Source organism: Thermodesulfitimonas autotrophica (genome assembly GCF_003815015.1).
GTDB classification, from domain to species: Bacteria; Bacillota; Desulfotomaculia; order Desulfotomaculales; family Ammonificaceae; genus Thermodesulfitimonas; species Thermodesulfitimonas autotrophica.
Window position 1 is genome coordinate 529,244 of record NZ_RKRE01000003.1, and the last position, 22,039, is coordinate 551,282.

Annotated in this window: 28 protein-coding genes; 27 read left to right on the forward strand and 1 reads right to left on the reverse strand. The window is 59.2% G+C overall.

The window, feature by feature from the left end:
• Window positions 1-43: 43 nt before the first annotated feature.
• The 23 genes from rplL (at window position 44) to EDD75_RS10280 (ending at window position 17,236) form a co-directional block, all read left to right on the forward strand.
• The gene (rplL, locus tag EDD75_RS10170) at window positions 44-430 is read left to right on the forward strand and encodes a 50S ribosomal protein L7/L12 (protein WP_123931704.1); all 387 of its coding nucleotides are present in this window, start codon (window positions 44-46) and stop codon (window positions 428-430) included.
• Window positions 431-607: 177 nt separating this feature from the next.
• Window positions 608-808: a 50S ribosomal protein L31 gene (gene rpmE, locus EDD75_RS10175; RefSeq protein WP_123931706.1), complete on the forward strand. Its 201-nt coding sequence runs from the start codon at window positions 608-610 to the stop codon at window positions 806-808.
• A 28-nt stretch (window positions 809-836) separates the two neighbouring features.
• A complete protein-coding gene (locus EDD75_RS10180; RefSeq protein WP_425451662.1) occupies window positions 837-1,745 on the forward strand; it encodes a DUF1385 domain-containing protein in 909 nt (302 codons plus the stop codon).
• On the forward strand, window positions 1,720-2,787 hold the full coding sequence (prfA, locus tag EDD75_RS10185; RefSeq protein ID WP_123931709.1) for a peptide chain release factor 1: 1,068 nt from the start codon (window positions 1,720-1,722) through the stop codon (window positions 2,785-2,787). The genes EDD75_RS10180 and prfA overlap by 26 nt, the downstream gene beginning before the upstream one ends.
• Before the next feature lie 43 nt (window positions 2,788-2,830).
• Window positions 2,831-3,682: a peptide chain release factor N(5)-glutamine methyltransferase gene (gene prmC, locus EDD75_RS10190; RefSeq protein WP_123931711.1), complete on the forward strand. Its 852-nt coding sequence runs from the start codon at window positions 2,831-2,833 to the stop codon at window positions 3,680-3,682.
• A 60-nt stretch (window positions 3,683-3,742) separates the two neighbouring features.
• Complete coding sequence (locus tag EDD75_RS10195) at window positions 3,743-4,750, forward strand: L-threonylcarbamoyladenylate synthase (RefSeq protein WP_123931713.1); 1,008 nt, start codon at window positions 3,743-3,745, stop codon at window positions 4,748-4,750.
• Complete coding sequence (locus EDD75_RS10200; protein WP_123931715.1) at window positions 4,747-5,289, forward strand: manganese efflux pump MntP; 543 nt, start codon at window positions 4,747-4,749, stop codon at window positions 5,287-5,289. Before EDD75_RS10195 ends, EDD75_RS10200 begins: the two co-directional genes overlap by 4 nt.
• A gap of 23 nt (window positions 5,290-5,312) precedes the next feature.
• Entirely contained in the window at window positions 5,313-5,786 is a 474-nt protein-coding gene (locus EDD75_RS10205; RefSeq protein ID WP_123931717.1) for a low molecular weight protein arginine phosphatase, read from the forward strand.
• Between the two features lie 85 nt (window positions 5,787-5,871).
• On the forward strand, window positions 5,872-6,324 hold the full coding sequence (rpiB, locus tag EDD75_RS10210) for a ribose 5-phosphate isomerase B (protein ID WP_123931719.1): 453 nt from the start codon (window positions 5,872-5,874) through the stop codon (window positions 6,322-6,324).
• A 54-nt stretch (window positions 6,325-6,378) separates the two neighbouring features.
• Window positions 6,379-7,617, forward strand: a complete 1,239-nt coding sequence (locus EDD75_RS10215) for a serine hydroxymethyltransferase (RefSeq protein ID WP_123932020.1) — start codon at window positions 6,379-6,381, stop codon at window positions 7,615-7,617.
• A complete protein-coding gene (locus EDD75_RS10220) occupies window positions 7,618-8,100 on the forward strand; it encodes a deoxycytidylate deaminase (protein WP_123931721.1) in 483 nt (160 codons plus the stop codon). It abuts the gene before it with no gap.
• Window positions 8,090-8,407, forward strand: coding sequence for a MazG-like family protein (locus EDD75_RS10225; protein ID WP_123931723.1), 318 nt, complete (start codon window positions 8,090-8,092; stop codon window positions 8,405-8,407). Before EDD75_RS10220 ends, EDD75_RS10225 begins: the two co-directional genes overlap by 11 nt.
• On the forward strand, window positions 8,404-9,591 hold the full coding sequence (wecB, locus tag EDD75_RS10230; protein WP_123931725.1) for a non-hydrolyzing UDP-N-acetylglucosamine 2-epimerase: 1,188 nt from the start codon (window positions 8,404-8,406) through the stop codon (window positions 9,589-9,591). The genes EDD75_RS10225 and wecB overlap by 4 nt, the downstream gene beginning before the upstream one ends.
• Window positions 9,592-9,854: 263 nt before the next feature.
• Window positions 9,855-10,127 (forward strand): AtpZ/AtpI family protein, encoded by a 273-nt coding sequence (locus tag EDD75_RS10235; RefSeq protein WP_123931727.1) that lies wholly within the window; start codon window positions 9,855-9,857, stop codon window positions 10,125-10,127.
• A gap of 20 nt (window positions 10,128-10,147) precedes the next feature.
• Window positions 10,148-10,552, forward strand: coding sequence for an ATP synthase subunit I (locus EDD75_RS10240; RefSeq protein WP_123931729.1), 405 nt, complete (start codon window positions 10,148-10,150; stop codon window positions 10,550-10,552).
• Between the two features lie 59 nt (window positions 10,553-10,611).
• Window positions 10,612-11,427 (forward strand): F0F1 ATP synthase subunit A, encoded by an 816-nt coding sequence (gene atpB / locus EDD75_RS10245; protein WP_123931731.1) that lies wholly within the window; start codon window positions 10,612-10,614, stop codon window positions 11,425-11,427.
• 96 nt (window positions 11,428-11,523) lie between these two features.
• A complete protein-coding gene (gene atpE, locus EDD75_RS10250; protein WP_123931733.1) occupies window positions 11,524-11,757 on the forward strand; it encodes a F0F1 ATP synthase subunit C in 234 nt (77 codons plus the stop codon).
• A gap of 128 nt (window positions 11,758-11,885) precedes the next feature.
• The gene (atpF, locus tag EDD75_RS10255) at window positions 11,886-12,377 is read left to right on the forward strand and encodes a F0F1 ATP synthase subunit B (protein WP_123931735.1); all 492 of its coding nucleotides are present in this window, start codon (window positions 11,886-11,888) and stop codon (window positions 12,375-12,377) included.
• Window positions 12,371-12,919 (forward strand): ATP synthase F1 subunit delta, encoded by a 549-nt coding sequence (atpH, locus tag EDD75_RS10260; RefSeq protein WP_123931737.1) that lies wholly within the window; start codon window positions 12,371-12,373, stop codon window positions 12,917-12,919. The genes atpF and atpH overlap by 7 nt, the downstream gene beginning before the upstream one ends.
• A 15-nt stretch (window positions 12,920-12,934) precedes the next feature.
• Window positions 12,935-14,458 (forward strand): F0F1 ATP synthase subunit alpha, encoded by a 1,524-nt coding sequence (atpA, locus tag EDD75_RS10265; RefSeq protein ID WP_123931739.1) that lies wholly within the window; start codon window positions 12,935-12,937, stop codon window positions 14,456-14,458.
• A gap of 18 nt (window positions 14,459-14,476) precedes the next feature.
• Window positions 14,477-15,352: an ATP synthase F1 subunit gamma gene (gene atpG / locus EDD75_RS10270; RefSeq protein ID WP_123931740.1), complete on the forward strand. Its 876-nt coding sequence runs from the start codon at window positions 14,477-14,479 to the stop codon at window positions 15,350-15,352.
• A 27-nt stretch (window positions 15,353-15,379) separates the two neighbouring features.
• Entirely contained in the window at window positions 15,380-16,801 is a 1,422-nt protein-coding gene (gene atpD, locus EDD75_RS10275) for a F0F1 ATP synthase subunit beta (RefSeq protein WP_123931742.1), read from the forward strand.
• Window positions 16,802-16,813: 12 nt separating this feature from the next.
• Window positions 16,814-17,236 carry a F0F1 ATP synthase subunit epsilon gene (locus EDD75_RS10280; RefSeq protein ID WP_123931744.1) on the forward strand — a complete coding sequence of 141 codons (423 nt, stop codon included), beginning with the start codon at window positions 16,814-16,816 and terminating at the stop codon, window positions 17,234-17,236.
• Window positions 17,237-17,380: 144 nt separating this feature from the next.
• Here the strand turns inward: EDD75_RS10280 and EDD75_RS10285 are convergent, their stop codons facing one another.
• The gene (locus EDD75_RS10285; protein WP_123931746.1) at window positions 17,381-17,602 is read right to left on the reverse strand and encodes an FmdB family zinc ribbon protein; all 222 of its coding nucleotides are present in this window, start codon (window positions 17,600-17,602) and stop codon (window positions 17,381-17,383) included.
• A gap of 207 nt (window positions 17,603-17,809) precedes the next feature.
• Here EDD75_RS10285 and EDD75_RS10290 point away from each other — a divergent pair, with 207 nt between their 5' ends.
• The 4 genes from EDD75_RS10290 (at window position 17,810) to pstB (ending at window position 21,942) form a co-directional block, all read left to right on the forward strand.
• Window positions 17,810-19,357 (forward strand): MBL fold metallo-hydrolase RNA specificity domain-containing protein, encoded by a 1,548-nt coding sequence (locus EDD75_RS10290; RefSeq protein WP_170157803.1) that lies wholly within the window; start codon window positions 17,810-17,812, stop codon window positions 19,355-19,357.
• Window positions 19,358-19,465: 108 nt separating this feature from the next.
• Entirely contained in the window at window positions 19,466-20,236 is a 771-nt protein-coding gene (pgeF, locus tag EDD75_RS10295) for a peptidoglycan editing factor PgeF (RefSeq protein WP_123931750.1), read from the forward strand.
• A gap of 46 nt (window positions 20,237-20,282) precedes the next feature.
• Window positions 20,283-21,185 carry a substrate-binding domain-containing protein gene (locus EDD75_RS10300; RefSeq protein ID WP_123931752.1) on the forward strand — a complete coding sequence of 301 codons (903 nt, stop codon included), beginning with the start codon at window positions 20,283-20,285 and terminating at the stop codon, window positions 21,183-21,185.
• 1 nt (window position 21,186) lies between these two features.
• Window positions 21,187-21,942 (forward strand): phosphate ABC transporter ATP-binding protein PstB, encoded by a 756-nt coding sequence (gene pstB, locus EDD75_RS10305; RefSeq protein ID WP_123931754.1) that lies wholly within the window; start codon window positions 21,187-21,189, stop codon window positions 21,940-21,942.
• The last annotated feature ends 97 nt before the right edge of the window (window positions 21,943-22,039 follow it).

Sequence of the window (22,039 nt, forward strand, 5' to 3'; positions counted from 1 at the left end):
CTTTTGTTTTTCGAAATTAAAAATCTTAGGAGGGTTCAAAAGAATGTCTAAGATAGCGGAAATCATGGAGGCGATTAAGGGGCTTACGGTGGTTGAGCTTGCCGATCTGGTAAAGGCCCTTGAGGAAGAGTTCGGGGTGACGGCTGCAGCGCCGGTGGCCATGGCTGCGGTTCCGGCAGCGGCGCCGGGAGCGGCGGCGGCACCGGCGGAAGAGGAGAAAACCGAGTTCGACGTCATCTTAGCCGCGGCAGGGGACAAGAAGATCAACGTTATCAAGGTGGTCCGGGAGATAACGGGTCTCGGCCTGAAAGAGGCGAAGGACCTCGTAGATAACGCACCGAAGCCGGTCAAGGAGAAGGTCAGCAAGGAGGAGGCCGAAGCGATCAAGGCTAAATTGGTCGAGGCCGGCGCCACCGTGGAGATCAAGTAAGGCTGCGGTGGTTACGTGGGAGTTATTTAAGGGGCGACCTTTATCATAAGGTTGCCCTTTTTATCGCCTCTGCGACCTTGGTGCTACCGGACGTTGCGGGCAGGTGGCGCCTGTGTTATAATACCATTTGGTCTTTAAATAGCTGGGGTATTGTGTAAAGAGAGGAGCGGATTCTTTATGAAGAAGGGCATTCACCCGAATTACGGTCCGGCGCGGGTGATCTGCGCTTGCGGGGCGACTTTTGAGACTGGTTCAACGAAAAAGGAGCTGCGGGTAGAGGTATGCTCCAAGTGCCACCCCTTCTTTACCGGACAGCGCCAGAGTGTGGTAGAGCGGCGCGGCCGCGCGGAGCGCTTCCGGAAGAAGTACGGCCTTTAAGTTTACTCCGGGGCGTCTTGACAGCAGGGTGATCCTGTTGGGAAAACCGGAGGTTACCTACGGGGGGCAGGCGGTCATTGAAGGGGTGATGATGCGCGGTCCCGAGGCGTGGGCGGTGGCGGTGCGGCGTCCCGATAACTCAATAGTCGTGCGGCGGGAGCCGCTGCGCGCTTTGAGCAGTTCCGGGATCTGGCGTCGCCCGCTTTTCCGCGGGATGGCGGTCCTTTACGAGGCGCTGGTGATCGGGATTCAGGCGCTCAGCTACTCTGCCGAGCAGGCAGTGGGAGAAGAAGAACGTCCGGTTGGCCGCTGGGAGATTGCGGCCACCGTCTTTTTAGGGATCGTGCTGGCGGTTTTTCTTTTCGCCATTATTCCGGCGGGCCTGGCCTACCTGGCAAGGGGCGCTGTTTCTTCAGGGGCCGGCCAGAACCTTCTCGAAGGGCTGGTACGGCTGGGCGTTTTCCTGCTTTACATTGTTCTGGTAGGTCTGATTCCCGACATCCGGCGGGTTTTTGCCTATCACGGGGCGGAGCACCGGGTGATCAACGCTTACGAGGCGGGCGCGGCGCTAACCATAGAGGGGGTGCGAGGGTATCCGGTGTTGCATCCCCGCTGCGGGACGAGTTTCATCCTGGTCGTGCTGCTTTTAAGTATTCTAATTTTTTCCTTTTTAGGTCAGGAACCTTTATGGTGGCGCCTGTTATCAAGGGTGCTCTTTCTGCCGCTGATTGCGGGGATCAGTTACGAGTTTATCAAACTGGCGGCCAGGAAGCAGGGGAATGCCTTCTGTCAGTTCCTGGTTGCACCGGGCCTGTGGCTCCAGCGCCTGACGACGCGCGAGCCGGACGACGCCCAGGTGGCGGTGGCCCTGGCCGCGCTTGATGCAGTGCTGGTGAAGGAAGGTGATCCGGGTGCTGGAAAAGTTGGACAAGATTGAAGAACGTTACGAGGAATTAAGCAGGAAGATCGCGGACCCGGAGGTAATCGCGGATTACAGCCGGTGGCGGGAATATGTTAAAGCCCACGCCGAGATGGAGGAAGTGGTTCATACTTACCGCGAGTACAAGAAGGTCAGCCGGGATATAGAAAATGCCGAGATGCTGCTGCGGGAAGAGAACGATCCGGAACTCCGGGATTTGGCCGCTGAGGAGCTTGAGCTGCTGAAGGAACGGAAAGAAGAGTTGACCGAGCGGCTCAAGGTTCTCCTCCTGCCTAAAGACCCGAACGACGAGAAAAACGTAATCCTCGAAATCCGCGCCGGAACCGGGGGTGAGGAGGCGGCGCTCTTTGCGGCCGACCTTTTGCGGATGTACCTCAAGTTTGCGGAGCGGCGCGGCTGGCGCAGCGAGATGATGAGCAGCAGCCCGACCGATCTCGGCGGGTTCAAGGAGGCCATCGTCCTCATTGAGGGGCGCGGCGCTTACAGCCAGTTGAAGTTTGAGAGTGGGGTGCACCGGGTCCAGCGCGTCCCCGAGACGGAGGCGAGCGGGCGGATCCATACTTCGGCGGCGACCGTGGCCGTTTTACCCGAGGCGGAGGAGGTTGACGTGGCGATTGACCCTAAGGACCTCAGGATCGACGTCTTCTGTTCAACCGGTCCGGGCGGGCAGTCGGTGAACACTACCCAGTCTGCGGTCCGGATCACCCACCTGCCCACGGGGATAGTGGTCACGTGCCAGGACGAAAAGTCCCAGCACAAGAACCGGGATAAGGCGATGAAGGTGTTGCGGGCGCGGCTTTTGGACAAAATGCAGCGGGAGCAGCAGGAAAAGATCGCGGCGGCCCGGCGGTCGCAGGTTGGAACCGGTGACCGCAGCGAGCGAATCAGAACGTATAATTTCCCGCAGAACCGGGTCACTGACCACCGGGTGGGGCTCACGCTTTACCGGCTCGGTGAGGTTTTGGACGGGGATCTGGATGAGCTGATTACCGCGCTGGTTACGCACCACCAGGCTGAGCGCCTCCGCCAGATCAGCTGAGTTTGCGGCCGGGACTGTGGCCCAAGATAGAGCGTGGCAGTCGATGCGGGCAGATGAACTCTTGCGCGCGGCGACAGTGGAACTCAAAGCCGCAGGTTGCGCTTCGCCACGGCTCGATGCGGAGGTGCTCCTGAGTGCCGTGCTCGGCTGCGACCGGTTGGCGTTGTACCGGGAGCCGGCGCGGCAGGTGACTGACCAGGAAGCCGCCGCCTTTCGCGCGCTCCTATCCCGCCGGGCGGGCGGGGAGCCGGTCGCCTACCTGACCGGCGAAAAAGAGTTTATGGGGTTGCGCTTCAAAGTGACGCCGGCGGTTTTGATCCCGCGTCCCGAGACGGAGTTGCTGGTGGAGACGGCGCTGGCGCTTTTGCGGGGTGTGGCTGCACCTGTGGTGGCGGATGTGGGGACTGGCTGCGGGGCGATTGCGGTGAGCTTGGCTGTTAGCCTGCCGGCGGCGCGAATATTCGCGACGGATGTTTCGCCGGCGGCGCTCGCGGTCGCCAGGGAAAACGCCGTGCGCCAAGGGGTGGCCGGAAGAATAGCTTTTTTTGCAGGGGATCTTCTCGAACCGCTTCTGCCGGCAGGCGAGCTTGTCCTGGACCTGGTGGCGGCTAACCTGCCGTACATCCCTGCCGGGGCAATGCATAGCCTCCCCCGCGAGGTCCGGCGGGAGCCGGCGGTGGCTCTCGATGGGGGTGCGGACGGCCTGACGCTCTACCGGCGTCTGGTGCCCCAGGCCGGGCGACTTTTAAAGCCCGGTGGTTACCTGTTAATGGAAATTGGCCCGGGGCAGGGGAAAAACGCACTTTTGCTTGTGCCGCCGCCTATGTGGGAGGCCCGGGTTGAGCCTGATCTGGCCGGCAGGGAGCGACTGGTGATTGCTTGCCGTAGCAGATAGGAAACTAGAGTCTTTGGTTTCCCGCGCCGTGATATACTACTTTACAAGACGGGTACAGCAATGGCCAAAGAAACCTTAAGGTGGCGGGTGGACGCATTATGTCCCGATGCCGGCGTGCTCGCCGAAGCCGGGGAGGTTATTCGCCGGGGGGGGCTGGTGGCTTTCCCTACGGAGACGGTTTACGGCTTGGGGGCGCACGCTGGCGACGCGGCGGCGGTAGCCGCCCTTTTTGCGGCGAAAGGGCGGCCGCCGGAGAAGGCGCTGATTCTCCACATAGCGGCGCGGGAAGAGCTCTGGCCTTACGTTAGGGAAGTTTCCCCGTTAGCCGCAAGGCTGATCGAGGCTTTCTGGCCGGGGCCGCTTACCCTCGTCTTTAAGAGTTCGGGCAGGTTGCCGGCGGCGGTTACGGGGGGGCTTCCTACGTTGGCCGTCAGGGTTCCGGCGCACCCGGTCGCGCTGGGGCTGATCCGGGCGGCAGGTGTGCCGGTGGTGGCGCCGAGCGCTAACCTTTCGGGGCGGCCGAGCCCGGTTACGGCTGCGGCGGTGCTGGCGGATCTGGGCGGGCGGATTGACGCTGTAATCGACGGTGGCCCGGCACCTTTAGGGGTTGCGTCTACCGTTCTGGACGTGACGGGCGAGGTGCCGCGGGTGCTGCGGTCCGGAGCGGTGGGCGCGGCAGAGATCGCGGCGGTCACCGGGACGGTTCCGGAAGGAGCAGCGGGAAAAGGGGAGTTCTTTCGTTTCGGTATCCCTCTGATCCTGGTCGAAGGGGCGGGAGCTGCCGTCAGGGCGGAGATTGAGCGGCTGTATACCCGGTTCACCGCGGCGGGCAAAAAGGTGGGCGTCATCGCTTGGGAGGAAAACGCGGCGTGCTATCCGGGCCCCGTTATACCGTGTGGTAGGGAGGGCGACGTTGGTTCACTTGCCGCCTGCCTTTACGTGGCGATCGGGCAATTAGCGGCGGCTGTAGACCTTATCCTGCTCGAAGGTCCGCCTGAAGATACGGGCTTTGCCTTACGCCTGCGACGGCTGGCCGCGCAGGTAATCCGGGTGGAGGAAGGATTATGAGCCTCTGGGCGATGGTGCTTTTGGGGATGGCGCTCGGTGTGGACGCCTTTTCGGCTTGCCTGGGTATCGGCTTTGGCGGGATCAGCCGCCGGCGGGCCCTTTGTCTGGTGGGCAGCGTGGCTGCCTTCCACGTGCTGATGCCCCTTGCAGGCTGGTGGCTCGGGCAAACGGTGGGAGCGCTGCTCGGGCGCGTGGCGGGAGTTGTCGGCGCGGCGCTCCTTTTTATTATCGGCGCGCGCATGATTTACGCTGCGGTCCGGACAAGCATTCCCGGCGCGGCCTGCTTCTTGTTACCAGGCAGCTTGGGCCTTCTTTGTTTTAGCGCGAGCGTGAGTGTTGACGCGTTGAGCGTCGGGTTCGCATTAGGGGTTCACCGGTTCGGCCTCCTGCTTGTAATCTTGACCATCGGCCTGGTTGCCGGTTTAATGGCTGCACTCGGCTTGGGGCTTGGGCGAACCGTTGGCGCCTGGGTTGGCCACCGGGCACAGTTCATTGGGGGCGTCATCCTTCTATGTGTGGGGCTACGCCTCCTATCTTGACCTTTAAAATAGGAGGTGCGGCGATGCGGCGCATTCTTTTTGTCTGCACGGGGAATACCTGTCGTTCGAGCATGGCCGAAGGCATCTGTAAGGACTTGCTGGCTCGTGAGGGCGTAGAGGACGTTGCGGTGGCTTCGGCGGGAATCTATGCCCTTACCGGCGCGCCGGCTTCTCCCGAGGCGGTGGAGGCGCTGGCGGAATGGGGGATAGACTTAAGCGGCCATCAGGCGCGCCTTCTGACGCCGGAGATGGTGCGGGAGGCTGATCTTGTCCTAACAATGACCGCCCGCCACAAGATGGCCGTTTTGGAGATGGTGCCGGAGGCGAAAGATAAGGTTTTCACCCTTAGCGAGTATGCCGGTTTTGCCGGGGACATTCCTGATCCTATCGGAAAACCCCTCTTTTTTTACCGGCAGTATGCCGAAGAAATTCGCCGCCTCTGCCAAGTGGCGCTGGCGCGATTTCGCAGCGAAGACGAAAAAAGGCAGGCACCTTGATAGGAAATGGTGCTTTTGTGTAGAATATCCTAAGTTCGGATGTTTCTCCGGCGAACAAGAAAGAATTCTTGGTGGGGGGTTTTCGGTGCGCGTTGCTATCGGCTCGGACCACGGCGGTTTCAAGCTCAAACAGGAAATAATTGCGTTTCTCGTGGAGGAAGGCGTTACGTTCCAGGATTTCGGTACCCATACACCGGAAGCGTGTGATTACCCGGATATTGCTTTCGCCGTGGCGCAGGCCGTAGCCCGTGGCGAATACGACCGGGGGATCATTGTTTGCGGCACCGGCATCGGGGTGGCGATCGCGGCCAACAAGGTGCCGGGCATCCGGGCCGCGCTTTGCCACGATACCTTTTCGGCGCGCATGTCCCGCGAGCATAACGATGCCAACGTCCTGACGCTTGGCGAACGCGTCATCGGCTTCGGTCTGGCACGCGAGATCGTTGGCGTCTGGCTTAAGGCGGAGTTTGCCGGGGGGCGGCACGCGCGGCGGGTGGACAAGATTACGGCTTATGAACAGGAGGCCCTGGCACGGTAGCTTTACGCAGCTTGTTTGCAGCGAATTTACGGGGAGGAGAAGAGGTTGTCATTGATGGGGCCGTTGGCCGAGGTTGACCCGGAAGTTTTCCGGGCGATTGAGCTGGAATTAAAGCGCCAGCAAAACAAGATTGAGCTTATCGCTTCGGAGAATTTTGCGAGCCGGGCGGTGATGGAAGCCCAGGGCTCTGTCCTGACCAACAAATACGCCGAGGGCTACCCTAACCGGCGGTATTACGGCGGCTGCGAATACGTCGATATTGTGGAACAGCTCGCGATTGCGCGGGTCCGCGAGCTTTTTGGCGCTGAGCACGCCAATGTCCAGCCCCATTCCGGGGCGCAGGCGAATCTTGCGGTTTATTTTGCCTTGCTCCGGCCCGGCGATACGATCATGGGCATGAGCCTGGCCCACGGCGGACACCTGACCCACGGAAGCGCGGTAAACGTTTCTGGGCAGTACTACCGCTTCGTTCCTTATGGTGTCAGCCGCGAAACTGGTAGGATCGACTATGAAGAGGTAGCGGCCATCGCGCGGGAGCACCGGCCGCGCCTGATTATTGCCGGAGCGAGCGCCTACCCGCGCGAAATCGATTTTGCCCGGATGCAGCAGATTGCGCAGGAAGTAGAAGCCTACCTCATGGTAGATATGGCCCACATTGCGGGGCTGGTTGCGGCGGGGCTGCACCAGAGCCCTGTTCCCTGCGCCGACGTGGTGACTTCGACCACGCACAAAACCCTGCGCGGGCCGCGCGGTGGCCTGATCCTCTGCCGGGAAAAATATGCTGCCGCCATCGATAAGGCGGTTTTCCCGGGAACGCAGGGCGGGCCGCTCATGCACGTGATTGCGGCTAAGGCAGTGGCTTTCGGCGAGGCGCTGCGGCCCGAATTTAAGGACTACCAGCGCCGGGTGGTAGAAAACGCCAGGGTCCTGGCAGAGGCGCTTGCCGGCTATGGTTTTGAGCTTGTTTCGGGCGGCACCGATAACCACCTCATTCTGGTAGATTTGCGTAACAAGGGATTGACGGGGTTGGAAGCGGAGCGGCTGCTCGAGGAAGTCAACCTAACGGTAAACAAGAACGCCGTTCCCTTTGATACCCAGCCGCCCCGGGTAACAAGCGGCATCCGGCTGGGGACGCCGGCGGTCACCACCCGGGGGATGGGGACTGCGGCAATGAAGGAAATCGCGACGATCATCCATTACGCGCTCGACCACCGCGGCGATACGGCCTACCAGCAAAAAGCGCGGGGAATGGCTGAAGAGCTCTGCCGTCAATTCCCGCTCTACCAAGAGTAAATGCGTCCGGACTGGGACCTTTATTTCATGACTATTGCCAGGGTCGTTGCGACCCGGTCGACCTGCCTGCGGCGCCAGGTTGGAGCGGTGCTGGTAAAAGACAACCGCATTCTTGCCACCGGTTATAACGGTGCGCCTTCAGGGCTCCGGCACTGCCTCGATACCGGTTGTCTGCGGGAGGAGCAGGGGATTCGGGCCGGTGAGCGGCACGAGCTGTGCCGGGGGCTTCATGCGGAGCAGAACGCCATCCTGCAGGCCGCCGTTCACGGCACCAGTATTGCGGGGGCAACGGTCTATACAACGCACCACCCGTGCGTTCTCTGTGCGAAGATGCTGGTGCAGGCGGGCGTCAAACGGATCGTCTTTGGCGGGGATTACCCCGACGAGCTGGCGCAGCGTATTCTGTCTGAGGCCGGGGTGAAGGTCGAGCGGTTTGCGGGGGAAATAGACTTTCCGGGAAGGGGCAACGGCGGTGACGGTTAAGCATAAGGTCATTTCGCTGCCACGGCTCAATAAACTTTCCCCTACCCTCGAGTCGACGGCGCTCAAGCTGATGGAGGAAGCGGGGGAACTGGCCCAGGCGATCGGGAAGCTCCGGGGCTTATCGGGGGAGGCCTGTGCCGAGGATACCCGGACAGTGATGGAAAAAGTGACCCGGGAGCTCTTAGATGTTGCCCAGACGGCCGTTTCGATGATGTTTGTTCTCGAAGAAGATTACGGCATTAACATCGAGGCGGCGCTTGAACAGCATATAAATAAACTGATGGCCAAAGGATACCTCTCTTTATGAAAAATGGTCCCAGAGAAGTTTTGATTATCTTTGGTACCAGACCCGAAGCCATCAAGATGGCGCCTGTGGTTCAGGCGTTGCGTCACTGCCCCGACCTTTTTCGGGTCCGGGTAGCGGTCACGGCGCAGCACCGGGAGATGCTGGACCAGGTGCTAACACTCTTCGGGATTACGCCGGATTACGATCTCGGCATCATGCGCGAGGGTCAGGACCTCTTCGATGTAACCGTACGGGCCTTGACCGGCCTCGACCGGGTCTTGCAGGAAACCCGTCCGGAACTGGTCCTGGTGCACGGCGACACTACTACCACCTTTGCGGCGGCCCTCGCCGCTTTTTACCACCGGGTACCTGTAGGGCATGTCGAAGCAGGGTTGCGGACCAGGGACAAATACGCGCCTTTTCCCGAGGAAATGAACCGGCACCTGACCGCTGTGCTGGCCGATTTGCACTTCGCGCCTACAGAGCGAGCGCGGGAGGCGCTGTTCCAAGAAGGGGTGCCCGCAGCGCGCATCTTTGTCACGGGCAATACGGTGATCGACGCCCTTTACCAGGTGGTTCGTCCGGAATACCGCTTTGCGGATCCGGTGGTTAGGGCGGCCGTGGCGAGCGGTTACCGGCTCATCTTGGTGACGACGCACCGGCGGGAAAACTGGGGCGAGCCGCTAGCGAATGTTTACCGCGCGCTGCGGCGGGTGATCGATGCCTACCCCGACGTAGCGGTAGTCTTTCCGGTCCACAAGAACCCGCTTATCCGGGAGCTGGCTACGGCGGCGTTTGCGGATTGCCCCCGGCTCTATCTCACCGAGCCGCTTCCTTACGGGGAGTTTGCGAACCTTATGGCCCGGTGCCATCTCGTCCTAACCGATTCGGGAGGCTTACAGGAGGAGGCGCCGGCTCTAGGGAAGCCGGTGCTTGTTTTACGGCAGGTGACGGAGCGGCCGGAGGCGATAGAGGCCGGCACGGTCCGGCTTGTAGGTACGGAGGAAGAAGACGTGTTTCAGGCTGCGGCCGGCCTCTTAGAGAACCGGGCGGCCTACGAGCGGATGGCCCAGGCGGTGAATCCTTATGGCGACGGGCGCGCGGCGTGGCGGATTCGGGAGGCGCTAGCCTTTTACTTCGGCATTGGGGCCCGCCCCGCCGATTTTCGACCGGTTGCGGCTGCAGCTGGTAGGTCCCGTGGTTAAAAGAAAGCGGAAGTGTGAAATTTGTTGCTTTCTTGCCGGTGTTGGGCGGGAAACCCGCCTGAGTTTTCGGGTAAGAGCAGAAAGATCAGGTCGGATTTTATGGAAAATGGTCCTTGCAAACTCCGGCCGTCGTGTAATATTATTTTAAAAAAATCTTCAGAGCGGCAGCAGGAAAGACCTGATTTTTGTAGAATTACCTTTTGCAAGTGCCGCGTTACGTGAATCCTCAGCCCTAAGTCGATAGAAAGGCTTCTTTTTTAAAAATGTTTGCGATTTTAGGAACAAGTGATGCTGGAGGAGGGAGTAACGGCCGCAAGAACAGTGGTCTGGGGAAGCCGTTAAAAGCTTTTGCTCTGGCCTCGACGATTGCTGTTCAGTTTGCGGCCAGTGTTTTTGTAGGCGTCTGGATAGGGAATTACCTCGATGGCAAGCTTGGTACCCGGCCCTGGCTTATGCTTGCCGGACTCCTTACCGGAATTGGGGCGGGGATGTTAGGTGCGTACCGGACCGTTTTCAATATCCTTAACAAAAAGTAAGTTACGGGAGAGAAACCTGAGTGCGTGATATCCAGCTCGAGGCGTTATTCAAGCAGAGTTTACAGGGGGCAGCAGTAATAACGTTACTGGCGTCTGCCGCGCTTCCGGTTGCCGCACCGTGGCGGTCCGAACTCGTAGGATTTATCGTCGGTGCCTCGTTAAGCATGATTAACAACTGGCTGCTGGCCAACAGCATCCAAAAGCTGGTGGCCTTTGTTCTCCGGCAAGGTCGGGAGTTCGGACAGGTCCTTTACATCACCGGAATGATCGTCAGGTGGTTTCTGATTTTCGGCGTCTTAGTTTATATCGCGTGGACGGGATGGTGCGGGCTTTTAGGCTTACTAGCCGGTTATTTTGTGCCCCCCCTGTTAGTGGTGGCGAGGCTTATTCATTTCCTGCTCTTTGCGCGGGTTGATTATTCATAAACAGGGCTCCAAAAACAATCATTATAAAAATTCTATGCGGAAAGGAGGTGAATAAGGGCTTGAAACGGTACAGGCGCTACCTGGTTTTGCCTCTTTTTCTGGGTGGTTTGGCCTTGTTAGCATCCGGTTGTGCCGAGGGGTTCAGCGTTGAAAAAGTGGAGCATGAGCTTAATGTCTGGGGTATACCGCACCACCCGTGGCAAATCGGTCCTGGTAGTTTCTGGCAGCTTACCCCTTCGACGATAATCTTTACCTGGGTGGCGATGGGGTTAACCCTGCTGCTCGGGGTGCTTGCGGTTCGGGGGGCGAGCGTGCGCCGGCCTACGAAGATGCAGGCCCTCTTCGAAATGGTCCTTGAGTTCTTACAGGGCCTAGTCAATGACACGATGGACCCCAAGAAAGGTGCCGGTATCTTCCCCGTAATCGTAACCTTCTTCCTCTTCATCAGCGTTTGTAACCTGCTCGGACTTGTTCCCACTTGTATGGCTCCCACCGCCGACCACCAGACCACCTTCGCCTTCGCGCTGATCACGTACGCCCTCACTTACATCTGGGGAATCAAGTATAAGGGTGTAGGGGGACACTTCAAGCACTTCCTGCAGCCGTTCCCGTATTTCTTACCCATCACGATTATCGAGGATCTCGCGAAGCCGCTTACCCTGGCCTTCCGTCTCTTCGGTAACATGAAAGGTAAGGAGACGATGGTCCTCGCCCTGCTCGGATTGATAACCGGCTGGGCCGAGATCTGCGGTGGTTTTACCGCTTCCGTGGTCTGGTTGGCTTTCGGTGTCTTTGTCTCCTTCATTCAGGCCTTCGTCTTTACGATGCTGACCATCTCTTACATCGGTATGGTAGTTGCCGACGAACACCATTAAGTCCGTGAAGGAAAGTTAAAAGCTCATTAAAAAATTAATTGAACAAACTTAATCCAAAGTGAAAAATTTAAAATTCCTAAGGAGGAGGATCTTTCAATGGAACTCGGTGCTGCTGCTGCTCTCGGAATGGGTCTTGCTGCTGGTCTTGGTGCGTTGGGTGCTGCGGTTGGTGACGGTCTGGTAACCGGTAAGCTGCTTGAGGGCGTTGCCCGCCAGCCGGAGGCGCGGGGTCAGCTAATGACGCTCATGTTCATTTCCGTCGGCTTGATCGAGTCGCTGCCGATTATCGCCATCGTTATCGCCTTCATTCTCATGGGCAAAATGGGTTAAGCCTCTGTGCATGCACTGGGAGACGGTGGAAGAAGTACGCAGGCGCGGCCAGCCGAAGGCCGCCTTGCAGGCAGTGTTGGGTCGCGGCTATGGTACCTTGGCATTAGATTTGGGAAGGAGGCGAGCAGGTGGAACTGAAATTTAACGCAACCCTGCTGGCGCAGATATTCCACTTCCTGCTTCTCCTTGTTCTGCTTCGCCTGGTGGCTTATAAGCCGCTTATGCGGATCCTGGAAGAACGGCAAAAGTTAGTTGCCGACCGGATCGCGCAGGCGGAGCAGAGACAGGCGGAGGCCGAACGGATCAAAGCCGATATGGAGGCCGAGTTGCGCCGTGCCCGTGAGGAGGCCCAGCAGATTATCGAGCGGGCCACTAAGGCCAGCGAACAGCAGGCGCAGGCCATCATGGACGCGGCGAAAGAAGAAGCGGCGCGCCTGAAGGAGAGCGCGATGACGGATATCCAGCGGGAGAAGGATAAGGCCCTGGCCGAGCTTAAGGATCAGGTGGCCAACCTTGCCATTCTGGTTGCCGGTAAGGTAATCCGGGAAGGTTTGACGGCGGAGGCACAGGAAAAGCTCATCCAGGATGCCATTAGCGAGGTGAAGAACCTGCCATGCTAAAAGGCGCAGTGGCCGAGCGCTATGCCGGGGCACTCTTCGGCATAGCGCAGGAAAAGGGCCTGATGGAGAAAATCGAGGAGGAGCTGCGCGGGATCCTGGAGGCACTGGATGCTTCCCCGGATTTTAAAAGGGTGTTTTACCACCCGCAGGTTCCTGCCGCTGTAAAAAAGGAGATAGTGAAAGAGGCGGTCGGCGGCCAGGTTGAAACTTACACCCTCAATTTTATCAACGTGCTTCTGGACGCCCGGCGGGAGGTCTTTTTCAAGGATATCGTTCAAGAATACACCCGCCTGGTGAATGAGACGCGGAATGTGGTCGAGGTAACCGTGACCTCGGCCGTGGAGGTACCGGCTGCCTATAAAGATGAGCTGGTAGCCGCGCTTGCCAAGGCCACCGGTAAAGAGGTCCGGGTTGCGTACGAGAAGAAGCCGGAAATCCTTGGTGGGCTTGTAATCCGGATCGGCAACCGGGTGATCGATAGCAGTGTGGCGCGGCAGCTCGAGCGCTTGAGAGAGCAGATCCGCCAAATTCGAGTAGGATAGGGGTGACAGAACGACATGAAGCTGAGACCCGAGGAAATCAGCTCGATAATCCGCCAGCAGATTGAAAAGTATGAGGTTCAGGTTGAGGTCTCGGATGTCGGCACCGTAATTTACATTGGTGACGGCGTGGCGCGGGTTTACGGGCTGGAAGAGTGCATGTACGCAGAGCTCCTGGAGTTTCCGGGGGGCACACTCGGGATGGCGCTTAACCTTGAAGAAGATAACATCGGGTGCGTCATTCTCGGTCCGTATACCCACATCAAAGAGGGCGACGTAGTTAAAAGGACCGGCCGCGTGGCGTCGGTACCGGTCGGCGACGCCCTCATCGGCCGGGTGGTCAACCCGGTAGGTATTCCGCTTGACGGCAAGGGGCCGATCAAGTCTGACAAATACCGCCCGATCGAGCGCATTGCCCCCGGCGTTATTTACCGGAAGCCGGTGGACACGCCGCTGCAGACGGGTATCAAAGCGGTCGACGGCATGATCCCCATCGGGCGCGGCCAGCGCGAGCTTATCTTGGGCGACCGGCAGACCGGTAAGACGGCCATCGCGGTAGACGCGATCATTAACCAGAAGGGCCAGAATTGCATCTGCATTTACGTCGCGGTCGGCCAGAAGGCGTCTACGGTGGCCAACGTGATCCAGAAGTTCCACGAGTACGGCGCGATGGACCACACGATTGTGGTTGTGGCCACCGCTTCTGACCCGGCACCGCTGCTTTACATCGCCCCATTTGCCGGCTGCGCCATTGGCGAGGAATTCATGGAGCAGGGCAAAGACGTCCTGATCGTTTACGACGACCTCTCCAAACAGGCAGCCGCCTATCGCGAGCTCTCCTTGCTCCTCCGGCGCCCGCCCGGCCGTGAGGCTTACCCGGGTGACGTATTCAACCTTCACTCGCGGTTACTGGAGCGGGCGGCGAAGATGCATCCGGATTACGGCGGCGGTTCAATTACCGCGTTGCCGGTAATCGAGACACAGCAGGGTGACGTTTCGGCGTACATCCCGACCAACGTTATCTCGATTACGGACGGACAGATTTACTTAGAGCCTGACCTTTTCTACGCTGGTGTTCGTCCGGCCATTAACGTCGGTCTTTCGGTATCCCGTGTCGGCGGTAAAGCGCAGCGGAAGTGCATGCGCCAGGTCGCCGGCCGGCTGCGTCTCGACCTCGCGCAGTACCGTGAGCTGGCCGCCTTTGCGCAGTTCGGTTCCGACCTCGACAAGGCCACGCTGGCCCGGCTGAACCGCGGTGAACGGCTGGTCGAGCTCTTAAAGCAGGACCAGTACTGCCCAATGCCCCTTGAGGAGCAGGTAATGTCGATTTACACGGGCGTTAACGGCTACCTTGACGATCTGCCGGTAGACAAGGTTCGGGAATTCGAGGCGGAGTTCCTTAAATTCATGCGGACGCAGCGGCCGGACGTAGGCGAGGCAATCAAGAAGGACATGGAGATTAAGCCGGAAACGGAAGCGAAGCTTAAGAGTGCCATCGAGGAGTTCAAGAAGGGCTTCAAGATGCAGTACGGGTTGGCATAGGCGCGGGGGTGAGGATAAGTGCCATCACTACGCGACTTTAGACGGCGAATCAAAAGCCTGCAGAGCACGCAGAAGATCTGTAAAGCCATGAAGGCCGTGGCCACCGCTAAGATGGCCAAGGCGCAGGCAGCGGTGATGGCGGCGCGTCCGTACGCCCGCCAGATTCACGAGGTCTTGGCGCGTCTCTCCCAGGCTGCCGGTAACGTGAAACACCCCCTTTTAGCGGTGCGCGAGGAGAACAAGGTCTGCTATATCGTGATCACCGCTGACCGCGGGTTGTGCGGGGGCTTTAACAGCAACATCATGCGGACGGTGATGCGGGAGCTGGAAAAGCACCCCGGCGCGGCCCTGATTCCGGTGGGGCGCAAAGGGCGTGATTTCTTCCGCTTCCGCCGGATGCCGATGGAGGCCGAGTTCGGCGGGTTGGGGGAGGACATTAAGTTCGCCCACGCCCGCCAGATAGCGAAAATCGCTATCGACAAGTACGCGGCCGGCGAGTACGATGCGGTTTACGTGGTGTATTCAAAATTTGTCAACATCCTCGTGCAGCAGCCGACGGTGGTTAAGGTTTTACCGATAGAGCCTCCGGCGGACGAGGAAGAGGCAGGCAAGGAGGAGAAGAAGCACGGACCGCAGGCTCTGTACATCTTTGAACCTTCGGCCGAGGCCGTGCTCTACGACCTGCTTCCCAAATATGTAGAAACGGTTATCTTCCATGCAATACTCGAATCCAAGGCCGGTGAGCACAGCGCCCGGATGACCGCAATGGATTCTGCCACGAAGAACACGGAGGACATGATTGCGCGGTTGACTCTGAAGATGAACCGTGTGCGGCAGGAGGGCATCACGAAAGAGTTGCTGGACATCGTGGGCGGTGCCGCGGCGCTCGAATAACGGCTTGAAGGAGGTTGAGGGGATAGAATGGCCAATGTTGGCGAAGTAGTCCAGATTATCGGCGTTGTGGTTGACGTGCGCTTCCCCCCGGGACAGGTCCCGGAGATTTACAACGCCTTGAAGCTTGAGTATGAAGATGCCTTTACGGGCGAGAAAAAGGAGCTGGTGTTGGAGGTTGAGCAACACCTTGGGAACAACGTGGTGCGGACCGTTGCCATGTCCACGACGGACGGGCTGAAGCGCGGGACCAAGGTGATCGACACCGGAGCCCCGATTTCCGTGCCGGTGGGCAGAGCGGTTCTCGGCCGTCTGATCGACGTGCTCGGGAACGCGATTGACGGCAAGGGACCCATCCAGTCAGACAAGTACTACCCGATTCACCGCCCGGCGCCGCCGCTGGTCGACCAGTCGACTAAGGTCGAGCAGCTCGAGACGGGCCTCAAGGTCGTAGACCTGCTGGTTCCGTTTATGAAGGGCGGCAAGATCGCGATGTTCGGCGGTGCTGGCGTAGGCAAGACGGTTATCGTTATGGAGCTCATCAACAATATCGCGAAGCAGCACGGCGGCATCTCGGTTTTCGCGGGCGTCGGCGAGCGGACGCGTGAGGGCAACGACCTCTACCTGGAAATGACCGAGGCCGGCGTTATGCCGAAAACGATGATGGTTTTCGGGCAGATGAACGAGCCGCCCGGCTGCCGTTTGCGCGTGGGCTTGACCGGTCTCTGCCTTGCGGAGTACTTCCGCGACGAGGAAGGGGCGGACGTGCTGATCTTCATCGACAACATCTTCCGTTTCTCGCAGGCAGGGTCCGAGGTTTCGGCGCTCTTGGGCCGGATGCCGTCCGCTGTGGGTTACCAGCCAACCCTCGCGAGCGAGATGGGTCAGCTGCAAGAGCGGATCACCTCGACAAACAAAGGATCGATCACCTCGGTGCAGGCGGTGTACGTGCCGGCGGACGACCTTACCGACCCGGCGCCAGCCAACACCTTCGCCCACCTCGACGGGACCGTCGTTCTTTCGCGGCAGATCGCCGAGCTCGGTATCTACCCGGCGGTGGACCCGCTGGACTCGGTTTCCCGTATCCTTGACCCGAAGGTTGTGGGCGCGGAGCACTACCAGGTGGCGCGCGGCGTCCAGAAGGTGCTCCAACGGTATAAGGAGCTCCAGGACATCATCGCGATCCTCGGTATGGAGGAGCTCTCGGAAGAGGACAAACTTATCGTGGCCCGGGCGCGGAAGCTGCAGCGGTTCCTGTCGCAGCCCTTCCACGTAGCGGAAGCCTTTACCGGGCGGCCGGGAGCTTACGTGCCGCTGAAGGAGACGATCCGGGGCTTCAAGGAGATTCTGGAGGGCAAGCACGACGACCTGCCGGAGGATGCCTTCTACATGGTGGGCGGTATCGAAGAGGCGGTCGAAAAGGGCAAGAAGCTCCTCGCGCAGGCCTCTTAAGGAGTGAGTGCTTTGGCAGAAAAACTCCAGAAATTAATTGTCGTTACGCCGTCACGCGTTGCCTTTACCGACGAGGTCAGGATGGTAATCGCCCGCGGTGCCGGCGGCGATCTGGGTATTTTGCCCGACCATGCGCCGCTCATCACCAGCCTAAAGACCGACGTTGTCCGGATTCAGAAGGACGGGCAGTGGCGGTACATGGCGGTGAGCAACGGCTTCCTGGAGGTTAAGAATAACCGGGTGGTAATCGTCGCCGACAGTGCGGAGCTCGCGGAGGAAATAGACGTGGAGCGTGCCCGGCGGGCTAAAGAGCGCGCTGAGGAGCGGCTGCGGACACGCGCCCCAGAGATTGACATCCTGCGGGCGGAAGCGGCGCTGATGCGGGCGCTGGCGCGGCTGAAGGCCGTCGAGCTCGCTGGCGGCCCCAGGCGCTAATAAATCAGAAGCATCTGTTGCCGTAAGCGGAAAGTCTGCGTTACCAAGATTAAAGCCAGGCAGATATTGCCTGGCTTTTTACCTTATAAACATACCCGATATCTACGTTAAAAACAAAACGTGGCGCTTCCAAAGGCTGGCCTTTTACCGGCAGCTGGAACAGCTGGAACAGCTTGTTGCTTTGCAGGAGGTGCAGGAAGAACCTTTGCCGCCTTCAACGCCGCGCGTGGCGAAAGAGGAGAGGAGTCTCTCGGGTTTGGGGGAGTTACAGGCGGGGCAACTCAAGTTCGCACCGGTTTCCCCAAGCTGGCAGAGCCTTTCAAAACGGTGTCCGCACCGGGGGCAGCGGAATTCGTAAATCGGCACGGTCCATCTCCTTCCCAAGCAATAACCTTTTACCGCGATAGGACCGCGACTGCGCGGGCAGGGCCGGTCCCATACTAACTAAAAGCTTAAGGGAAGGGGCCCTCTTTGTCAATAGATACGGGAAGACAGAGTAAATTTCGACAGGATTTCGCGGGTAGGCGGCGAATAAGTGGAAGCATATCCGAATAGAATCAGGGGAGAATGTGCATGCGGCTGAATTTTTATGGTGCTGCCCGGACAGTAACCGGAGCCTGTTTTCACGTAGAGGTTTCCGGAACGCGGCTGCTGATTGACTGCGGCCTTTTTCAGGGCCCGCGGGAGATTAGAGAAAGGAACTTTCAACCCTTTCCTTTTTCGCCGGCCTCGCTTGATTACGTTCTGCTTACCCATGCCCATATCGATCATTGCGGGCTTATCCCGCGCCTCTGCAGGGAGGGCTTCAAGGGCAAGATTCTAGCGACAGGGGCAACGGTTGACCTAGCAGGGGTGCTGCTTCCCGATGCCGCCCACATTCAAGAGATGGAAGCCGAGCGGAAGAGCAGAAAAGCCCAGCGAGCTGGCAAGCCGCCGGTCGAACCGTTATACACGGTAGCGGACGCTTACGATGCGCTCCGTTTTTTTCAAAAAATCGCTTACGATACGGAAATCCCGCTCTCTCCTGGGGTAAGCGCCACCTTTCTTGATGCCGGCCACATCCTCGGCGCGGCGATGATCCTGCTCCGGAGCGGTGAGGCCGGCATGCCTATGAGTGTGCTCTTTACCGGGGATCTGGGACGGCCGGGACAGCGGCTGGTGAAGGATCCGGCGGTAGTGGAGCATGCGGATTACCTGGTCATCGAATCGACCTACGGCAACAGACAGCACCCGCAGGTGGAGGAGATTGCGGTCCTGCACGATGTCCTGTGGCGCACCTACCGGCGTGGGGGCAACGTTATCATCCCGGCATTTGCCGTCGAGCGCACGCAGGACCTGCTCTACGACCTCAACAAACTCTGGCAGGCGGGCAAGATGCCTCCGGTCACCGTCTATATCGATAGCCCGCTGGCGGTAGCGGTGACGGACATCTTTAACCGGCATGGCGAATGTTACGATTCTGAAGCCCGTAGTCTCCTAAAATGCGGCGAAAATCCGCTCAACTCCGGGTTTGTCAAGTTTTCCGTAAACCCGGAGGAGTCGCGGGCCCTAAACGAAATCAAAAGCGGGCTGGTTATCATTGCCGGCAGCGGGATGTGTGAGGCGGGACGGGTCCGCCACCACCTGAAGCACAACCTCTGGCGGCCCGAGTGCACGGTGGTCTTTGTAGGGTACCAAGCGCAGGGCACGCTTGGCCGGCGCATCCTCGACGGAGATAAGAGCGTGAAGATTTTCGATGAAGAGGTGGCGGTGCGGGCGGAAATCGTTGAGCTGATGGGCTACTCTGCCCACGCTGACCAGCCCGCCCTCCTTAACTGGCTGAAGAAGATGAACCAGGCGCCGCGACAGGTTTTTGTCGTCCACGGCGAGCCTGAGGCTGCTGAGACCTTGCGGCTCATGATCGAAGAGAAGCTCGGCTTCAACGCTGTTGTTCCCGATTACAGTTCTTCGTGGTTGCTCACCGTGGACCCGGATAAGGCGGCGCTCTACGAGGCGTACCGCCGTCTTGGGGAGCGGCTGCGGGTGATTCTTCAGGCCGGGGATCCGGCGGCGATCGCGGCGGTTACCCGGCAGATAGAAGCCGTTGCTGCGGACGGCGGCGCAGGAGCGGCGGCCGGATAGGGTAGAGGTGCCGGTGGTTCGGGGCTTGCACGGCAGGCCCTGAGTTTTATAATGGTTACGGAGGAATGAGTTATCGGCGGCGGATGGACGCTCACGCGGCGTAACGGATTGCATCTTTTTCAGGCAGAGGTCATGGACCTGCCTTGGCTCGGACACGCCTTCACCACGCGCCTGGGGGGCATCAGCGAGGGGCCTTTTGCTACCCTCAACTTGGGCTATACGGTCGGTGACGTACCGGAACGGGTTTTGGCCAACAGGCGGTTGCTTGCTGCAGCACTCGGTTACGACCCGGCCCGGACGGTTGCCGGCCGGCAGGTCCACGGCGAAAAAGTCGCTGTCGTAACTATGCGCGAGGCCGGAGCCGGTGCGTTCGGGCCGGAAACGGCGCTCGACGCCACCGACGGTTTAACCACCGGTGAGGTGGGTCTGGCTCTGCTGGCCTTCTTTGCGGATTGCGTTCCGGTGCTCCTCGCCGATACGGTAAAGCGGGTTGTGGCGGTAGTTCATGCCGGCTGGCGGGGCACGGCCAGAGAGATTGTGCGCCGGGCGCTCGAGGTTATGGCGGCGAACTTGCAGGTTGTTCCGGCGCGCTGTGTGGCGGCGATCGGGCCGGCCATCGGGCCCTGCTGCTACGAGGTAGATGAGCCGGTAGCGGCAGCCTTCCGCCCGTGGGGGGAAAAGGTTGTCTGGCGTCGAGGAAATAAGTGGCGCGTTGACCTTTGGGAAGCCAACCGGCAGACGCTCATCGCCGCGGGCGTTCCCCCGGAACGGATTGCGGTAATCAGGCTTTGTACCTGTTGTCACCCGGAGCTTTTCTTTTCTTACCGCCGGGACGGAGTTAAAACGGGAAGGATGGCGGGCGTGATTTTCCGTCGCTGAAACCGCTATCCGTAATGGTAGATAACCGAAGGTTAAGGCGATAAAGATGAAGTGCTGGTTATGCGTCTTTGCGGGGCAGATAAAAAGAAGCCTGGTGTTTTTTTTACTTAGTGTAGTTACAATGATGCTGGCGCTGGGCTGTATTCCCAAGGCGGAAGTAACTTCCCGGCATCCCGCCGTCAGGGTGGTTGGTTCCACCGCCCTTTTGCCTGTAGCGCGGGATGCGGCCCAGCTGATGGGCGTTACGAAACGGGCTGCCGGGGTGGAGGTCTTCGGTGGCGGTTCCCTGACGGGGCTGCAGCAGGTGGCTGGCGGCTGGGCCGACGTTGCGCTCTCGCTCGTTGAGCCGCCTCCCGGTGAGCCGCTCTACCGGGGACTAACGGGGAAGGTGCTCGGGGTAATGCCGTTGGTACTTGTCGTTCATCCTGCGGTGCGGGTGGATAATCTTTCTAAAGACGACGCGACCCGGATTTTCCTCGGACAGGTGAAAAACTGGGCGGAGTTAGGTGGCCCGGATATCCCCATCGTGATCGTCAACCGCGGTAAGTCGTCCGGCTCGCGGCAGCTGATAAAAAGGCTCGTTCTTGGCGGGCGCGAATTTACCGGCAATGCCAGACTGGTTAATTCCGACTTTGAGGTTCGCAAAGAAGTGGCCTCCACTCCAGGGGCGATAGGCTATCTCGGGGCTACATACCTTAACGGGTCCGTGAAGGCTTTAAAATATAACGGCATTGAGTGCACGATAGAAAACGTGGCGAACGGTAGCTACCCCCTTTACGGACTGGCCCGGGTTTATACGCGCGGGAAACCGGAAGGAACGGTGCAGTCCTATAGCGAACTTTTGTTAAAAGAGTCGTTTTTATTAGAAGAGGCTAAGAAGGGGCTGGTGCCCCTCAGAATACTAAAAAAAGGCCCGGAAACATCGCAAAGCGGGGTTAAGGGGAGATGAAATGGCGACGAAGATAAGAGTTGAGCGGCTAAATCTATATTACGGCCAGGAGCAGGCCCTGAAAGAGATTAGCATCGAAATAAAGGCGAACCAGATAACGGCTTTGATCGGGCCTTCCGGCTGCGGGAAGACGACGTTCCTCCGCACCTTGAACCGTATGAACGACCTGATAGAAGGGGTGCGTATCGAGGGGACGGTGCTTCTTGACGGCGAAGACATCTACGCCCCGCAGGTAGACGTGGTGGAACTGCGGAAACGGGTCGGGATGGTTTTCCAGCGGCCGAACCCTTTCCCAATGTCTATTTACGACAACGTCGCTTTTGGTCCCCGGATTCACGGCTTGAAGGATAAACGCCGCCTCGACGAGATTGTGGAAGCGAGCCTGCGCGGCGCCGCTCTTTGGGAGGAGGTCCGCGACCGGCTGCACCGTTCGGCGCTTGGGCTTTCGGGGGGGCAACAGCAGCGGCTTTGTATCGCGCGCCTTCTGGCGGTCGAGCCGGAGGTCCTGCTGATGGACGAGCCCACTTCGGCCCTCGATCCCGTTTCAACGATGAAGATCGAAGAGTTGCTCCAGGAGCTGAAGCAAAAGTACACCATCGTCATCGTGACCCACAATATGCAACAGGCGGCGCGGGTTTCGGACGTCACGGCTTTTTTCCTGGTCGGCGAACTTATCGAGTACGGCGAAACGGGAACCATTTTCACCCGGCCGCGCGATGGACGCACGGAGGATTACATAACCGGACGGTTCGGATAAAGGGCTGCTCAATCTTAATTTTTGGTATTTCTACTTGTTTATCGAAGCTTTTGTTGTCAGAATTAGGTATAATCTTTTAAAAAGTGCTGGGAGTGGT